The sequence below is a fragment of the Luteibacter aegosomatissinici genome, from assembly GCF_023078495.1.
GTDB classification, from domain to species: Bacteria; Pseudomonadota; Gammaproteobacteria; order Xanthomonadales; family Rhodanobacteraceae; genus Luteibacter; species Luteibacter aegosomatissinici.
This window is the reverse complement of sequence record NZ_CP095742.1, coordinates 1,011,729-1,024,355: the sequence shown is the minus strand read 5'-3', so window position 1 is coordinate 1,024,355 and position 12,627 is coordinate 1,011,729. Positions and strand designations below refer to the sequence as shown.

Sequence of the window (12,627 nt, the reverse complement as noted above, 5' to 3'; positions counted from 1 at the left end):
TGTTGCCGGGTCGCGAAAAGCTGTCGCGCACAGGGTGCGCTCCTACGGTTTATTGCAGGGTGTGGGGCGCCGGCGGGTTGTCGGTGCTGGATAGAACCTGCTCCGCATCCACCCGGTCGAACGTGTAGCGCGTAGCGCAAAACTCGCAGACCACTTCGATCTCGCCGCCGCGATCTTCCAGCGTAGCCTCCACCTCGTCGCGGCCCAACGCCCGCAGCATGCCTTCCACACGCTCACGCGAGCAGGTGCAGCCGAACGCCAGGGCGCGCGGATCGTACATACCTACCGATTCCTCGTGGTACAGCCGGTAAAGCAGCTGCTCCGGCGAGGTTTCCAGCATTTCCCTCGCACCCAGCGTGGCCGTGAGCTGGCCCACGCGGTTCCACGCATCGTCATCGGCTTCGGCCGCGCTATGGCCGCCTTCGCCCGGCACGGGCTGGAGCATCAGGCCCACGGCATGCGTCCCGTTGGCGGCCAGCAGGATGCGCGCGGGCAACTGCTCGGAGCGCTCGAAATAGCTCTCCAGCGCCTCGCTGATCGATGCATTCTCGTCCAGCGTCACGACGCCCTGGTAGCGGCCCTTTTCCGCATGGCCCACGGTGATGGCGAGCATCGGCTCGTCGAGTGCGCCCAGCTTCAGGGAAGCGCCTGCAGCGGTCTCGTCCAGCGTCTCGGCATTGAAGCGGGCAATGCCGCGGACCCGGCCCTGGTCGGTGCATTCAGCGAACAACAGGCGCACGGCACCCTGGCTCTTGAACTCGAGCGACAGCGAGCCTTCGAACTTGATGTTGCCGGTAAGCAACGCGCTGGCCGCCACGGCCTGGCCCAGCGTATCGCGCAGCCCTTGCGGATATTCCACACGCGAGGCGATTTCCTGCCAGCTGTGGCCCAGCCGCACGAGTACGCCGCGCACGCCCGCCTTCTCAAGCATGAAGCGGTGCAGCACGTCGTCAGAAACAAGGGTTTCGACAAGGGAATCGGTCACGATGGCCTCCTGGTGATCCGACGGAAGATGGGGGCAGTGGCCGCGGGCGACAAGCCCGGCGCCATTGGCCCTTATACTGCGCCATCCTTCGTCATCGCGCCGCCATGCCCCCGACGCCCCGCTCGCTGCTACGCCGCATCGTCCGCCTCGTCGCCTTGCTTGCCATCGCCTGGCTGGCGTTGTCGTGGCTGGTGGTGCTGGTACTGCGCTTCGTACCGCCCTGGACCAGCGCCTTCATGATGGAGCGCCGCGCCGAGGCCCTGTTTACCGGTGAGAAGGGCTTCACCCTGCACCACCGCTGGGTACCGTGGGACGAAATCTCGCCCCAGGTGGGCATCGCCATGGTGGCAGGTGAGGACCAGAAATTCCCCTACCACCACGGCTTTGACGTGGATGCGATCCAGGATGCGATCGATGCGGCCGATGAAGGCAAACGCCTGCGTGGCGCCAGCACGATCAGCCAGCAGACGGCGAAAAATCTTTTCCTGTGGAACGGGCGCAGCTTCGTCCGCAAGGGCCTGGAGGCGTACTTCACCGTGCTGATCGAAGCGACCTGGCCGAAGCGGCGGATCCTCGAGGTGTACATGAACACCGTAGAGCTCGGCGACGGCGTGTACGGCGTTGGCGCGGCCAGCGATGTGTTTTTCCACACGGCGCCCTCGCGCCTGGGCGTGGCCCAGGCCGCGCGCCTGGCCGCGGTGCTGCCCAACCCGCGCCGCTTGCGCGTGGATGCACCCAGCGCGTACGTGATGCGGCGTACCGCGTGGATCTCGCAGCAGATGGCCCAGCTGGGCGGCCCGTCGTACCTTACCCGCCCTGCTCCCGTCTCAGGCCGCGTCCGTTGAGCACCGCCATGCCACCCTCCCTTGCCGTTATCGTGCCGGCCTACAACGAAACGGAAGTGCTTGAGCGCTTCCACGCCCGCCTTGCCGCCGTGCTCGATGGCATGCAGGCGGTCGCTTCCGTGATCTACATCGATGACGGCAGCGCCGACGACACGTGGGCGATCATCGATCGCCTGTCGCAAGCGGACCCACGGGTCGTCGGGCTGCGGTTGTCGCGCAACTTCGGCAAGGAGGCGGCCATGACCGCCGGCCTCGATGCCGCGGATGCCGATGCCGTCGTGCTGATCGATGCCGACCTGCAGGATCCGCCGGAACTGATTCCCGACCTCGTCGCGCGCCTGCACGAGGGAAACGACGTGGTCTACGCCACCCGGGCGGACCGGGCAGGCGAAACACGCCTGAAGCGCTTCACCTCGGCCGCGTTCTACCGGGTGATGGAGCGGCTTTCCGATAACCCCATGCCGCGCGACACGGGCGATTTCCGCGTGCTTTCGCGGCGGGCCGTGGCGGCGTTGCGCGAACTGCGCGAGCGCCAGCGCTTCATGAAAGGGCTGTTCGCCTGGATCGGCTACCGCCAGGTGTCGTTCCGCTACCACCGCGATGCGCGCCTGGCCGGCGACACCAAATGGAACTACTGGCGCCTGACCAACCTCGCTATCGAGGGCATCACCTCGTTCTCGGTCGCACCCCTGCGCCTGGCGACGTGGCTGGGGATGTCCGCCGCGGGCGTCGCCTTCCTGTACGGCCTGTGGGTGATCCTGAAGGTGCTTGTCTGGGGCGACCCGGTGCGCGGTTACCCCACGTTGCTGGTCGTCATCCTGTTCATGGGCGGCGCCCAACTGATGGGGCTGGGCATCATCGGCGAGTACGTGGGCCGCACCTACGCCGAGACCAAGCGCCGGCCGCTGTATTACGTGGAGGACCGGCGCGGCACCCGCCACCCTTCACCCGGCCATGACCCCCACGGCCCCGGGCAGGCGTAAACTCAAGCCATCGCGGCGATGCGCGCCGCGCCCATCCGGGGAGTCGAGCATGCAGCAGGTCAAGCATCTCCTGGGAGCGAAAGGCAAGGAAGTCTTCGCGGTAGCGCCCGATGCATCGGTCTTCGAGGCCGTGCAGCAGATGGCCGAAAAAAATGTCGGTGCCCTGGTGGTGATCAAGGGCAGCGAGCTGGTCGGCATCATCTCCGAACGCGATTACGCCCGAAAGGTCATCCTGAAAGACCGTTCATCGCGAGACACGCCCGTGGCCGACATCATGACCGCCAGCGTGATTACCGTGGCGACCGATGCCACGGTGGAAGATTGCATGCGGTTATGCACCGATAACCGCCTGCGCCACCTGCCCGTCCTGGATGGCGGCCGCGTGGTCGGCGTCGTGTCCATCGGCGACCTGGTCAAGGCGACGATCGACGAGCAGAAAGAAACGATCAACCAGCTCGAGGCCTACATCACGAGCTAACGGTCGCGATCTTCCGGCAGCAGGTCGGGCGAGGTGGCGGCGCGCCGCGCGATTTCCGTGGCGATGGCGGCGATACCGGCACAGACCAGGCCGATGGTCGAGATACCCACGCCCGCCATGCGGGCGGCGGTGAGCGCGCTCGTGACCGCGAGGTCACCGAACCGCCACACGGCGGTTTCGATGAAATTCTTGCCCTTGTAGCGCGCCTCGCGCGGCATGCGGGTGTAGAGCGAATCCGAGGCCGGCTTGATCATGCCGTAGGTCATACCGCGGCTGCCGATCATCACCACGGCGATCAGCGGCACCGTGAAGCCCATCACGCCGATGTCCGCCGGGCCGAACACCACAAGCAGCGCAAGCAGCGCGAAATTCACCAGTGACGGCACCACCATCGCCCATACCGCACCCAGCCCGCGCAGGAGCAGTGGGGTCAGGGTCAGTTGCATGACGGCGCCCAGGCCGTTCACCCACAGATCGAGGCTGGCGTAAAACGCGGTGCGGTCGGCGTTGTCGATGAAGTGGGCCTTGGCGTAGTCCGCCACCAGCGCGTAGGCCATGGTGCCGATGCCGTCACTGAGCAGCATCAGGATCGCCATATAGCGCAGGAACGGCTGCGTGAATGCCGACTTCGCACCCTCGAGGATGGAGCCGCCTACCGCCTCGCCATGCCCCGCCGCGGCTTCGCCACGGCGTGAGGACAGCGCCATCAGCGCGCAAAGGGCGGCGAACAGCGTCACCGCCGAGATCAGCAACATGGACGGCACGCCAATACGCTCCACCAGCAGCCGCGTAATCAACGGACCCAGAAGCGCACCGCCCATGCCACCGAACGCGATGAATGGAAAAACCAGGCGCGCCTGGCGGCTGCGGAAGATATCCGCCATGAAGCTCCAGAACAGCGACACGACGAACAGGTTGAAGACGCTCACCCAGACAAAGAACACGACGCCCAGCGTCTTCGCGCCGATCGTGTCCTGCGCGACGAACGCCGGGATGAACACGACCATGCAGGCGATGAAGGCAAGGTAGCTCGTGGCCACGACCCGCCTGCCCGGGAAGCGCGCGACGAGCCAGCCAAACACCGGCGTCAGCGCCAGCATGGTGACCAGCACGACCGCGTAGAACCAGGGCAGCGAGGATGAGCCCACCGCGCCGACGAGCTGGTCGCGCAGGGGGCGCAGCACGTAGTACGAGGTCATCACGAAGAAGAAGGCGATGATCGCGAGCGCCAGGGTGGCGCCCTCGCCCAGCGGGGATCGGCGAACGTTCACGGTGGCCGGCGGTTCCGGTGGAGGCCGTGAAAGCCTAGCACGTGCCTTATGCGCCGCGTGCCTCGTCCACGAACTCCGGCGGGAGCGGGCACCCCAGGCTGGCGCAGATGGCGCGCAGGCATTCTGCCTCGGCCACCGTCACCACGCCGTCGGCGGCGATGGCCAGCCACAGGCCGCGGACCACCAGTTCTTTCGATGCGGGGTTGCAACGCGACAGCTCGATCACCGCGCCATCGAAGGCCATGCGCCAGTCGGCCACGGCTGGTATGGCGGCGCCCGGCTCGCCAAAGGCTTCACGCTGCGCCAGTTGCCACGCACGCTGCGCCGCCACTGGATCCGCGTTGCCAAACGTGGCCACCACGGCACACAGGCGGCTGTATGCGTCGCGCGCGTCCCGCAGCTTGCGCTCACCGGGGCGCGCGGCGGCGCGCGGATCGCCCATGCCCACCAGCCGCGCGCGCAACAGGCGTGACAGCGCGTACTCGAAGAGATCTACCTGACGGTCCGCCATGACGAATTCGCGAACGAGGGTCAGCAAGGCCTCGCGATCATTCGTGGCCAATGTGCGTAACGCAGGTGCGGCGATATCGACCAGGGGAAGGCGTACCGCGGGCGCGAGCACGGCCGTCAGCGGCTGGAGTTCAATGAGCCGCGCTACGTCGGCCTCGCCGAGCACGACGCGCAATGCGTTGACCTGTTGGCCGCGGACCTCCGCCTGGCTGGCCGGCGCCAATAGCATGGCCAGTACGAGGGCGCGTGCCCTCGCCGGATCGTGCGCCGCTTCCACAAGCGCAGGCGGAAGGGCTGCGCGCACCTGGCCTGCGTGTTCCAGATCGCGTGGCTCGGCCGTGCCGACGCGACTGGCGACCGCGGTGGCGTAGGCGACGCCGCCGGCACCGGCGAAGCCACGGGTGGCTGACTGCGCGTCATCGTCGGGCGCATCGGCATCGGTACGCGCCGCCGCGGCCACCACATCGGCGAGATCGGCTTCACGGAAAGCAGGATCGAGGGCCTTGATCCGCTCGATGATGGGTGGATGCGTAGCGAACCATGAGGTGACCGTCGACGCATCGCCGAACAGCATGTGCGCGACTTCGGCGCGCTTTGGCGAGGTGAGCGTCGATCCACCAGGCAGCCCGGCGATCTTCTTGAGGGCGCCCACGAGCCCCTGCGTCTGCCGCGTGAACTGCACGGCGGATGCATCCGCCAACGACTCGCGCGAGCGCGAGACGCCCGCCTGGATCAGCCGCGCGAAGAACAAGCCGATCGACCCGATCAGCCACAGGCCCAGGCCAAGCAACGCCACCATGCGCACCGAATTATCCCGTCCGCGCCCGGTGAAGCTCATGACCTCGCGCCCGATCACCGAGAGCACGAGTATCCCGAACAGCAACCCCATCAGCCGGATATTCAGCCGCATGTCGCCATTGAGGATGTGGCTGAACTCATGGCCGATGACACCCTGCAGCTCGTCACGGTTGAGCTGATCCAGGCACCCGCGCGTGACGCAGATAGCGGCATCGTCTGGCCCATAGCCCGCGGCGAACGCGTTGATGGATGCCTCGCCCTCCATGACGAACAGGCGCGGAACCGGCACACCGGCGGCGATCGCGGTCTCTTCGACGACGTTGCGCAGGCGCCGCAGCGCGGGATCGGCGGTCGCCGGATCCACCGGGACGCCACCGAGATCGCTGGCCACGACGGCGCCACCCGCCGAGAGGCTACCCATGCGCCATGCCATGGCGACACCGATCACGAGCAGCACCGCCGGCGTGGCCCAGGCGGCCCAGAACCACGGCGGCGTCTGCTTGCGGAAGAGCATGCCGGCGATGTACGCCACGGCGTCCACGGCGAGTACCGTGCCGAGCACCGCCAGGATGAACAGCACGACGAGCCAGCGCCCCATTCGGCGCGACTGCTCCTGGCGCTGGAAGAAATCCATCCGCGCGCGCCGCCCTTACGTGAACGACACCTTCGGTGCCTCGCGCATGGCGGGCTGTTCGATCTGCAGCGGTTCGGCGGCGGCAAAACCACCGGCCACAAGGGAGTTAGGGAACGTCTCGCGGCGGTTGTTATAGGTCATCACGGCGTCGTTGTAGGCCTGCCGGGCGAACGCGACGCGGTTCTCGGTCGATGCAAGTTCTTCCGAAAGCTGCATCATGGTCTGGTTGGCCTTCAGGTCCGGGTAGGCTTCCTGAAGCGCGAACAACCGCCCAAGGGTCTGGCCGAGGGCATTCTCACTTTCCGCCACTCGCTGCATCGCAGCAGCCTCGCCAGGATGCCCCTTGGCAGCCGCCAGGCCCGCCACGGCGGCGTTTCGCGCCTGCACCACGGCTTCCAGCGTGCCGCGCTCGTGGGCGAGGTAGCCCTTGGCGGTTTCCACCAGGTTGGGAATGAGGTCGTGGCGCCGTGTTAGCTGAACGTCAATCTGCGCAAAAGCATTCTTGTAGCCGTTACGCGCCGTCACCAGTCCGTTGTAGATGCCGATGAAGTACACGACAATGCCAATCACGATGATCAGCAACACGATCAGTGCCATGGTCCCCTTCCCTCCGCGGCGTGCCCCCACGCCTGATGTGCCGCGAGAATAGCATGCCGTTTCGTTCCGCCTCCCTGCTCGCCTGCGCGCTAGCCGCTGCCCTTGCCGTCCCCGCCGCCTTCGCGGCACCGCCGCCGAAACCACCCGTCGTCCATGTCGATCCGGAAGCGGCGAAGATTCCCGCCGACCGCGTCAAGCAGACCGTCGAAGACTACAAGCGCTGGCTCGATGCCGCCGAAGCGCGCGATGCCGCACCCGCCATCGTCACCGCCATCATCGTGGACGACAAGGTCGTCTACGAGCGCGCCATCGGCTACGCCAACGCCAAGACCAAGGAGCCGGCCACGCCGGAAACCGTCTTCCGCCTGGCATCGCTCTCCAAGGCCTTCGCGACCGGCGTCACCGCCGTGCTGGTACGCGATGGCTTCCTGAACTGGGATACCAAGCTCACCGATACCCTGCCGTACTTCAAACTGAAGGATGTGCAGGCGGCGCAGCAGGCCACCGTGCGCGACATCCTGGGCCAGCGCCTGGGCCTGCCGCGCAACACATACGATGCGATGCTCGAAGCGGATGCGCCGTATGAAGAGCTGGTGCGCAAGCTCGACGAGGTGGATCTCTCGTGCAAGGTCGGTGCGTGCTACGGCTACCAGAACGTCGCCTTCAGCATGATCGGCGATGTGATCTACGCCACCACGGGCGATTACTTCTTCCGCCAGGTGGAGCGCCGCATCTTCGCGCCGCTCGGCATGACCACCGCGAGCTACGGCCGCGATGCCCTGGAGGCCAGCAAGAGCTGGGCGCGCCCGCACCGCGGCGGCCCGCACAACTGGATTCCGTACGAGCCCAACGACGCGTATTACCGTGTGGCCCCCGCCGCCGGCGTGAACGCCAGCCTGCGCGACATGGAACAGTGGCTGATGGCGCAGATGGGCGGCCGCCCGGATGTGCTGCCCACGCCGTCGCTCGATGTGCTGCATGCACCGGGTGTCGCCACCCCGTCGGAAGAGCATTCGCAGCCCTGGCGCCGCGCCCGCGTGACCGATGCGCACTACGCCCTGGGCTGGCGCGTCTTCACGTATGCGAACGAAGAGCTCGTTTACCACGCGGGTGCCGTATCCGGTTACCGCACGATGATCGGCTTCTTCCCGAAGTACCACGCGGGTGTGGTCACGATGTGGAACGCGGCGGCGCCGATTCCCGCCGGCCTGATGCCCATGGTGTTCGACGACCTGCTGGGCCTGCCGCACGTGGATTGGGCGGGTGTCGAAGGTAATGTGCACACGGCGCCCGTTGCCAAGGCCCCGGCAAAGGCGGCCACGAAGACGAAGGCCGCGCCGGCCAAGAAGAAAGCCACCCCCAAGAAAAAGAAGTGATGCCCTTGTAGGAGCGCGCTCCTACAGGAAACGATGCCCGGTGAACGTGGGCGCAAAAAAAAGGCCCCCTGCGAAGGGGCCCCTTTTTTTGAATCGCTGTTTCGTTAGCGGCCCAGGTTGAACTGCAACCGGCGGCGCAGGGTCACGGTCATCGGCTCGCCATTACGCATGGCCGGCTTGAACTCCCAGCGGCTCACGGCATCGATCGCGGAGCGGTCGAAGATGTGCTTCGGTTGGGCATCCACGACGTTCACATTGCTCACGGTGCCATCCGTGCCGACGGTGAGCTCCACGTCTACCCAGCCTTCCTGGTTCGAGCGCATGGCGGCCGTCGGGTAACGCGGATTCACCTGGCGCACCAGCACGGCATCGGTGATGGCTTCCGCATCCGCTGTGCGCGTCGGTGCTGCCGGGCGGGCCACGGGCTGCTGCTGCGCCGCCTGCTGCTGCTGCGCCACGCGCGCCGCCTGGTCACGAGCGGCCTGCACACGCTGGGCTTCCGCAGCCGCGGCCGCCTGCTGCTCGGCCTGTGCCTTCGCGGTGGCGGCGGCGTTCTGCTGGGCGAGCTGCGCCTTCTGCGCGTCCTGGGCCTGCTGCTGCTCACGATCCAGGGTCTTGCGCTGCGCATCGAGCTTGGAGCGCAGGATGGTCAGCGTGTAGTTCGCCGGGTCGGCCTTGGCAAGCAGGTCGATCTCGCGCTGGGCCTCGTTGAAGTCGCGGGCGTTGATCGTCTGCTCGGTGGCGGCGGCGCCGTACGAGAACGTTTCACGCAGCGCATCGGCGGCCACGGCATTGCCGGGCTGCTTCTGCAGCACCTTCATATAGAACTCGAACGCGTTGTTACCTGCCGGGGCGACCAGGCGCTGGTCGTTCATGGCGGTACGTGCTTCGGCCAGGAGCTGGTCGACGCTCAGTGCATCGACGTTGGCCGGCGGCGCCTCGCGTGACGCGCCCGGCTTGGTCGCGTTTGCCGCGCCCTGCTGGGTGAGGTCCACGTTGGCATCGTGGTACGGCTTAATAATGAGGAAATACGCAGCGACGCCCAACACCACCACGATGATGAGGACGGCAAGCGTGACGGGATTGATGGCACCGCGCATGCGGTGGCGCACCGGTAGGCGACGACGGGTATCCATGGCGGCGGGACTGGACTCCGGAATGAACGCGCGCCCCCTGATGGCTTGACGCATGGGACCCCCCGTCCCACGCAGCGCGTGGCCTGAAAGGTAACCGTAATGGATGCGTGAATCCAGTCCGGAGGCCTAGGAGCTTTTCCGGGGGCAGGAAGATACGGCCTCGCCGGAAATGAATAACCCCGGCCAGGCCGGGGTCAATGTTCGAAGTGGCTCCCCGCGCTGGGCACCGCGGGGAGCTAATTCGCAAACAGCTTTCTTATTAGAAGGTGGTGCTTTGCTTAGGCAGCCTTCGGAGCCTTGGGGGCCTTCGGAGCCTTGGGGGCCTTGGCCGCCTTGGTCGCACGAGGGGCCTTGGCAGCGGCAACCTTCTTAGCAGCAGCCTTGCGCGGGGCAGCCTTGCGGGCAACCTTCTTCGCGGCGGCCTTACGGACGGTCTTCTTCGCTGCAGCCTTCTTCGGCGCAGCCTTGCGGACGGCCTTCTTGACGGCCTTCTTGGCAGCGACCTTACGGGTCGAAGCCTTCTTCACCGCCGACTTGCGGGCGGTCTTCTTGACCGCAGCCTTGCGGGCGGTCTTCTTCACCGCAGCCTTACGGGCCGCAGTCTTCTTCGCCGGTGCCTTGCGGGCAGCCGTGCGCTTGGTGGTGGACTTCTTGGTCGCCTTTTTGGCGGCCGACTTCTTGGCAGTGGCTTTCTTGGCAGTGGCCATGGTTCGTCTCAGCTCCTCATCAGTTGGCAGTGGTTGCCCAGTAAAAGCATGTAGGAACGCTTCAACCAGCAAATCGCTGTTCGTCGCGTGCCTTAAATTGTTGACCTGTCGGCGGGTGCGTTCATCAGAAAGCAGGCGGAGGATGTGCAGCGGAATCGATACTGTGATCTTGCGTACCGACCCTGCTTTTGAACCATGCTCCACATACGGACGGATGAAATTATCTGTTTCCATTTCCGGGTTCCCCGTCAATTGACGCAAAAGCTATTCCTGAACAAATCCGCTGTCAATAAATTTTGGCTCTAGATTGAAGACCTTGCGGGTTGATCACACGCCCCCGAAGGTCATCGGCAGATAACCGGCGGGCGGTTTGCCGACCTCGCTCAATCGATTTTCCGCATCGCCCTGAATCATTTTCAACGATTCGCGTGTTTACAAAAACGCCTTGAATAAAGGCATTTCGTGAACCGTTTTGTGAATCGCGTATGCGCGAACCCCGTGTCGTTGCACGGCTGCCCGGCATGCGGCCGAGCGACCTCGGAGGGTGGTTTGCGGGGATGAACGGAAGTCGACTGGCGGCCAAAAAAAATTTTCCCCAAAGGGGCGCCGCGGACAAAAAAATGCCGGTCGAGGACGACCGGCACCTGGTTGAAGCCTTCCGAGCGACCGTCAGTGATCTTCGTTTTCGATCAGTTCGGCATACGCGTCGGGCGTCAAAAGTTCGTCGACTTCGTTCCGGTCGCTGTACTTGATCTTGAAGATCCAGCCACCCTCGTACGGTTCCGAGTTGATGGTTTCGGGTGCATCGGACAGCGCCTCGTTCACGGCGACGACTTCGCCCGACATCGGCGAGTAGATATCCGACGCGGCCTTCACGGATTCGACCACCGCGACGCCCTTGCCCTCACCCGCTTCGACGGTGCTGCCCACTTCCGGCAACTCGACGTACACCAGATCGCCCAGCGCACCCTGCGCGTGGTCGGAAATGCCGACCGTGGCGGTGCCGTCATCGTTGATGCGCACCCACTCGTGGGACTTGAGGAAATGCAGGTCGCCTGGGATTTCGTTGCTCATGGGGTAGGCCTCGTAAGGGAGTGGGCGGTGGTGACCGGGTGATTGTACCGGTCCGCGCGCGGCACGTAAGCCTGTCTTCCGTGACAGACCGCGCCTTAGGACTATCGGCGACAAACCGATGCAAGTAGCGGCGCATGCCCACGGGCCGTGTAGGCGGCTAACGACAGCCCAGGTCAGCGTCGCTCCATACCCTTGTTCAGACCGGTGCCAGGGCTGGTGCCGGATTCCCCATCGATAAAGGATCCCCCATGAAGCGCTCCCACCTCGCCACTGCGGACAATACCCAGGCCGACCTGACCGCCGCCGAGAGCAGTGAAGACATCCTCAGCCGTGTGCAGCGCGTGCTCCGCGACTGGCTCGCCGAAGGTTCGCTGGCCGACGCGGCGCGCACCGCCACGGCAAACGGCCCCGCCCCACTCGTTGTCCTGCTGAGCGAGTTCGCCAGCGAGAACGCTCAGGACGACGCCACCCAGCTTGCCAGCCTCATCGCCGATGCCGAGCGCCGTATCGCCAGCGTCATGGGTATCGACGCCGCAGGCACCCCCATCCTTATTGTTAAGCGCGATGGCCAGGCGCATCAGGAACTGCGCATCGCCCTCGATGGCAGGGCGGTGATGCAGGCCGGCGTCGCCGTGATGAACGACGCACTGGCGAAAGCCGACCTGTATGGGACGAAGCCCACGCTCCGACGCCAGGCATTCAGCGCGGCGGCCTCGCGTGCCCCGCAGGAACTGAGCATGCTGCGCAAGATCCGGGTCGAGGACAACAAGGAAAACTGGTTCAAGGGGGATGCCGAGATTTTCGCGATCACCACCGGTTTCGGTGCCGACAACCAGCCGTTCGTGAAGACCCAGCTGATGCCGTTCCTGGCGAAGTCGAAGGTGGACTACACGCCGAACATGGATCTGGTGAACTGGGCCGAATGCTCCGCGCCGTATGTGAACCTGCAGCTGTTCGACAAGGATGGCGACGTCAATTTCCAGAACCTGGCCGTGAGCCTGGTGAAGGCCGTGGGCGAAGGCCTGAAACTCAACCCCGCCACCGCACCCTACGCGGCCGTATCCGAATTGGGCGCCGCGGTACTCAATGCCATGGATTCGACCTGGTTCAAGAACGATCCGGACTATGTGGATTCGTTCTACGTCCTTGAGCGCGGCAAGACATACACCCAGCACAAGGGGGCGGCGAACAACGCCACCATCACGATCGAGCCGTACACCGTGGGCTGATGAA

The 12,627-nt window shown here is 65.5% G+C and carries 12 protein-coding genes; 5 read left to right on the top strand and 7 right to left on the bottom strand.

What is annotated here, in order from left to right:
- Nucleotides 1-49: 49 nt before the first annotated feature.
- Nucleotides 50-931 (bottom strand): Hsp33 family molecular chaperone HslO, encoded by an 882-nt coding sequence (gene hslO, locus L2Y97_RS04515; protein WP_247436687.1) that lies wholly within the window; start codon nt 929-931, stop codon nt 50-52.
- A gap of 158 nt (nt 932-1,089) precedes the next feature.
- Here hslO and mtgA point away from each other — a divergent pair, with 158 nt between their 5' ends.
- The 3 genes from mtgA to L2Y97_RS04500 are packed head-to-tail and all read left to right on the top strand — an operon-like array spanning nt 1,090 to nt 3,291.
- Nucleotides 1,090-1,830 carry a monofunctional biosynthetic peptidoglycan transglycosylase gene (gene mtgA / locus L2Y97_RS04510; RefSeq protein ID WP_247433553.1) on the top strand — a complete coding sequence of 247 codons (741 nt, stop codon included), beginning with the start codon at nt 1,090-1,092 and terminating at the stop codon, nt 1,828-1,830.
- Nucleotides 1,831-1,838: 8 nt separating this feature from the next.
- Complete coding sequence (locus L2Y97_RS04505) at nt 1,839-2,813, top strand: glycosyltransferase family 2 protein (protein WP_247433551.1); 975 nt, start codon at nt 1,839-1,841, stop codon at nt 2,811-2,813.
- A gap of 49 nt (nt 2,814-2,862) precedes the next feature.
- Nucleotides 2,863-3,291: a CBS domain-containing protein gene (locus L2Y97_RS04500; protein WP_247433548.1), complete on the top strand. Its 429-nt coding sequence runs from the start codon at nt 2,863-2,865 to the stop codon at nt 3,289-3,291.
- On the opposite strand, the gene L2Y97_RS04495 is transcribed toward L2Y97_RS04500, so the two are convergent.
- The 3 genes from L2Y97_RS04495 to L2Y97_RS04485 are packed head-to-tail and all read right to left on the bottom strand — an operon-like array spanning nt 3,288 to nt 7,101.
- Nucleotides 3,288-4,562, bottom strand: a complete 1,275-nt coding sequence (locus L2Y97_RS04495; protein WP_247433546.1) for an NTP/NDP exchange transporter — start codon at nt 4,560-4,562, stop codon at nt 3,288-3,290. The two genes, L2Y97_RS04500 and L2Y97_RS04495, sit on opposite strands and share 4 nt — an antisense overlap.
- 46 nt (nt 4,563-4,608) lie before the next feature.
- Entirely contained in the window at nt 4,609-6,504 is a 1,896-nt protein-coding gene (locus tag L2Y97_RS04490; protein WP_247433544.1) for a M48 family metallopeptidase, read from the bottom strand.
- A gap of 15 nt (nt 6,505-6,519) precedes the next feature.
- Nucleotides 6,520-7,101 carry a LemA family protein gene (locus L2Y97_RS04485; RefSeq protein ID WP_247433541.1) on the bottom strand — a complete coding sequence of 194 codons (582 nt, stop codon included), beginning with the start codon at nt 7,099-7,101 and terminating at the stop codon, nt 6,520-6,522.
- Nucleotides 7,102-7,154: 53 nt separating this feature from the next.
- On the opposite strand from L2Y97_RS04485, the gene L2Y97_RS04480 reads away from it, so the two are divergent.
- On the top strand, nt 7,155-8,477 hold the full coding sequence (locus L2Y97_RS04480; RefSeq protein ID WP_247433538.1) for a serine hydrolase domain-containing protein: 1,323 nt from the start codon (nt 7,155-7,157) through the stop codon (nt 8,475-8,477).
- Nucleotides 8,478-8,581: 104 nt separating this feature from the next.
- Here L2Y97_RS04480 and L2Y97_RS04475 read toward each other — a convergent pair whose 3' ends face one another.
- The 3 genes from L2Y97_RS04475 to gcvH form a co-directional block, all read right to left on the bottom strand.
- Nucleotides 8,582-9,667: an energy transducer TonB gene (locus tag L2Y97_RS04475; RefSeq protein ID WP_247433535.1), complete on the bottom strand. Its 1,086-nt coding sequence runs from the start codon at nt 9,665-9,667 to the stop codon at nt 8,582-8,584.
- 224 nt (nt 9,668-9,891) lie between these two features.
- On the bottom strand, nt 9,892-10,554 hold the full coding sequence (gene metJ, locus L2Y97_RS22490; protein WP_425492818.1) for a met regulon transcriptional regulator MetJ: 663 nt from the start codon (nt 10,552-10,554) through the stop codon (nt 9,892-9,894).
- Nucleotides 10,555-10,989: 435 nt separating this feature from the next.
- Nucleotides 10,990-11,394, bottom strand: a complete 405-nt coding sequence (gene gcvH, locus L2Y97_RS04460) for a glycine cleavage system protein GcvH (RefSeq protein ID WP_247433533.1) — start codon at nt 11,392-11,394, stop codon at nt 10,990-10,992.
- Nucleotides 11,395-11,642: 248 nt separating this feature from the next.
- On the opposite strand from gcvH, the gene L2Y97_RS04455 reads away from it, so the two are divergent.
- Nucleotides 11,643-12,623, top strand: coding sequence for a DUF3103 family protein (locus tag L2Y97_RS04455; RefSeq protein ID WP_247433530.1), 981 nt, complete (start codon nt 11,643-11,645; stop codon nt 12,621-12,623).
- Nucleotides 12,624-12,627 lie beyond the last annotated feature (4 nt).

Excerpts from the sequence above, each read along its gene's own strand:
- L2Y97_RS04505 (WP_247433551.1), top strand. The coding sequence starts at position 1,839 with ATGCCACCCTCCCTTGCCGTTATCGTGCCGGCCTACAACGAAACGGAA.
- L2Y97_RS04500 (WP_247433548.1), top strand. The coding sequence starts at position 2,863 with ATGCAGCAGGTCAAGCATCTCCTGGGAGCGAAAGGCAAGGAAGTCTTC.
- mtgA (WP_247433553.1), top strand. The coding sequence starts at position 1,090 with ATGCCCCCGACGCCCCGCTCGCTGCTACGCCGCATCGTCCGCCTCGTC.
- L2Y97_RS04475 (WP_247433535.1), bottom strand. The coding sequence starts at position 9,667 with ATGCGTCAAGCCATCAGGGGGCGCGCGTTCATTCCGGAGTCCAGTCCC.
- L2Y97_RS04490 (WP_247433544.1), bottom strand. The coding sequence starts at position 6,504 with ATGGATTTCTTCCAGCGCCAGGAGCAGTCGCGCCGAATGGGGCGCTGG.
- gcvH (WP_247433533.1), bottom strand. The coding sequence starts at position 11,394 with ATGAGCAACGAAATCCCAGGCGACCTGCATTTCCTCAAGTCCCACGAG.
- metJ (WP_425492818.1), bottom strand. The coding sequence starts at position 10,554 with ATGGAAACAGATAATTTCATCCGTCCGTATGTGGAGCATGGTTCAAAA.
- hslO (WP_247436687.1), bottom strand. The coding sequence starts at position 931 with ATGCTTGAGAAGGCGGGCGTGCGCGGCGTACTCGTGCGGCTGGGCCAC.
- L2Y97_RS04485 (WP_247433541.1), bottom strand. The coding sequence starts at position 7,101 with ATGGCACTGATCGTGTTGCTGATCATCGTGATTGGCATTGTCGTGTAC.
- L2Y97_RS04480 (WP_247433538.1), top strand. The coding sequence starts at position 7,155 with ATGCCGTTTCGTTCCGCCTCCCTGCTCGCCTGCGCGCTAGCCGCTGCC.
- L2Y97_RS04455 (WP_247433530.1), top strand. The coding sequence starts at position 11,643 with ATGAAGCGCTCCCACCTCGCCACTGCGGACAATACCCAGGCCGACCTG.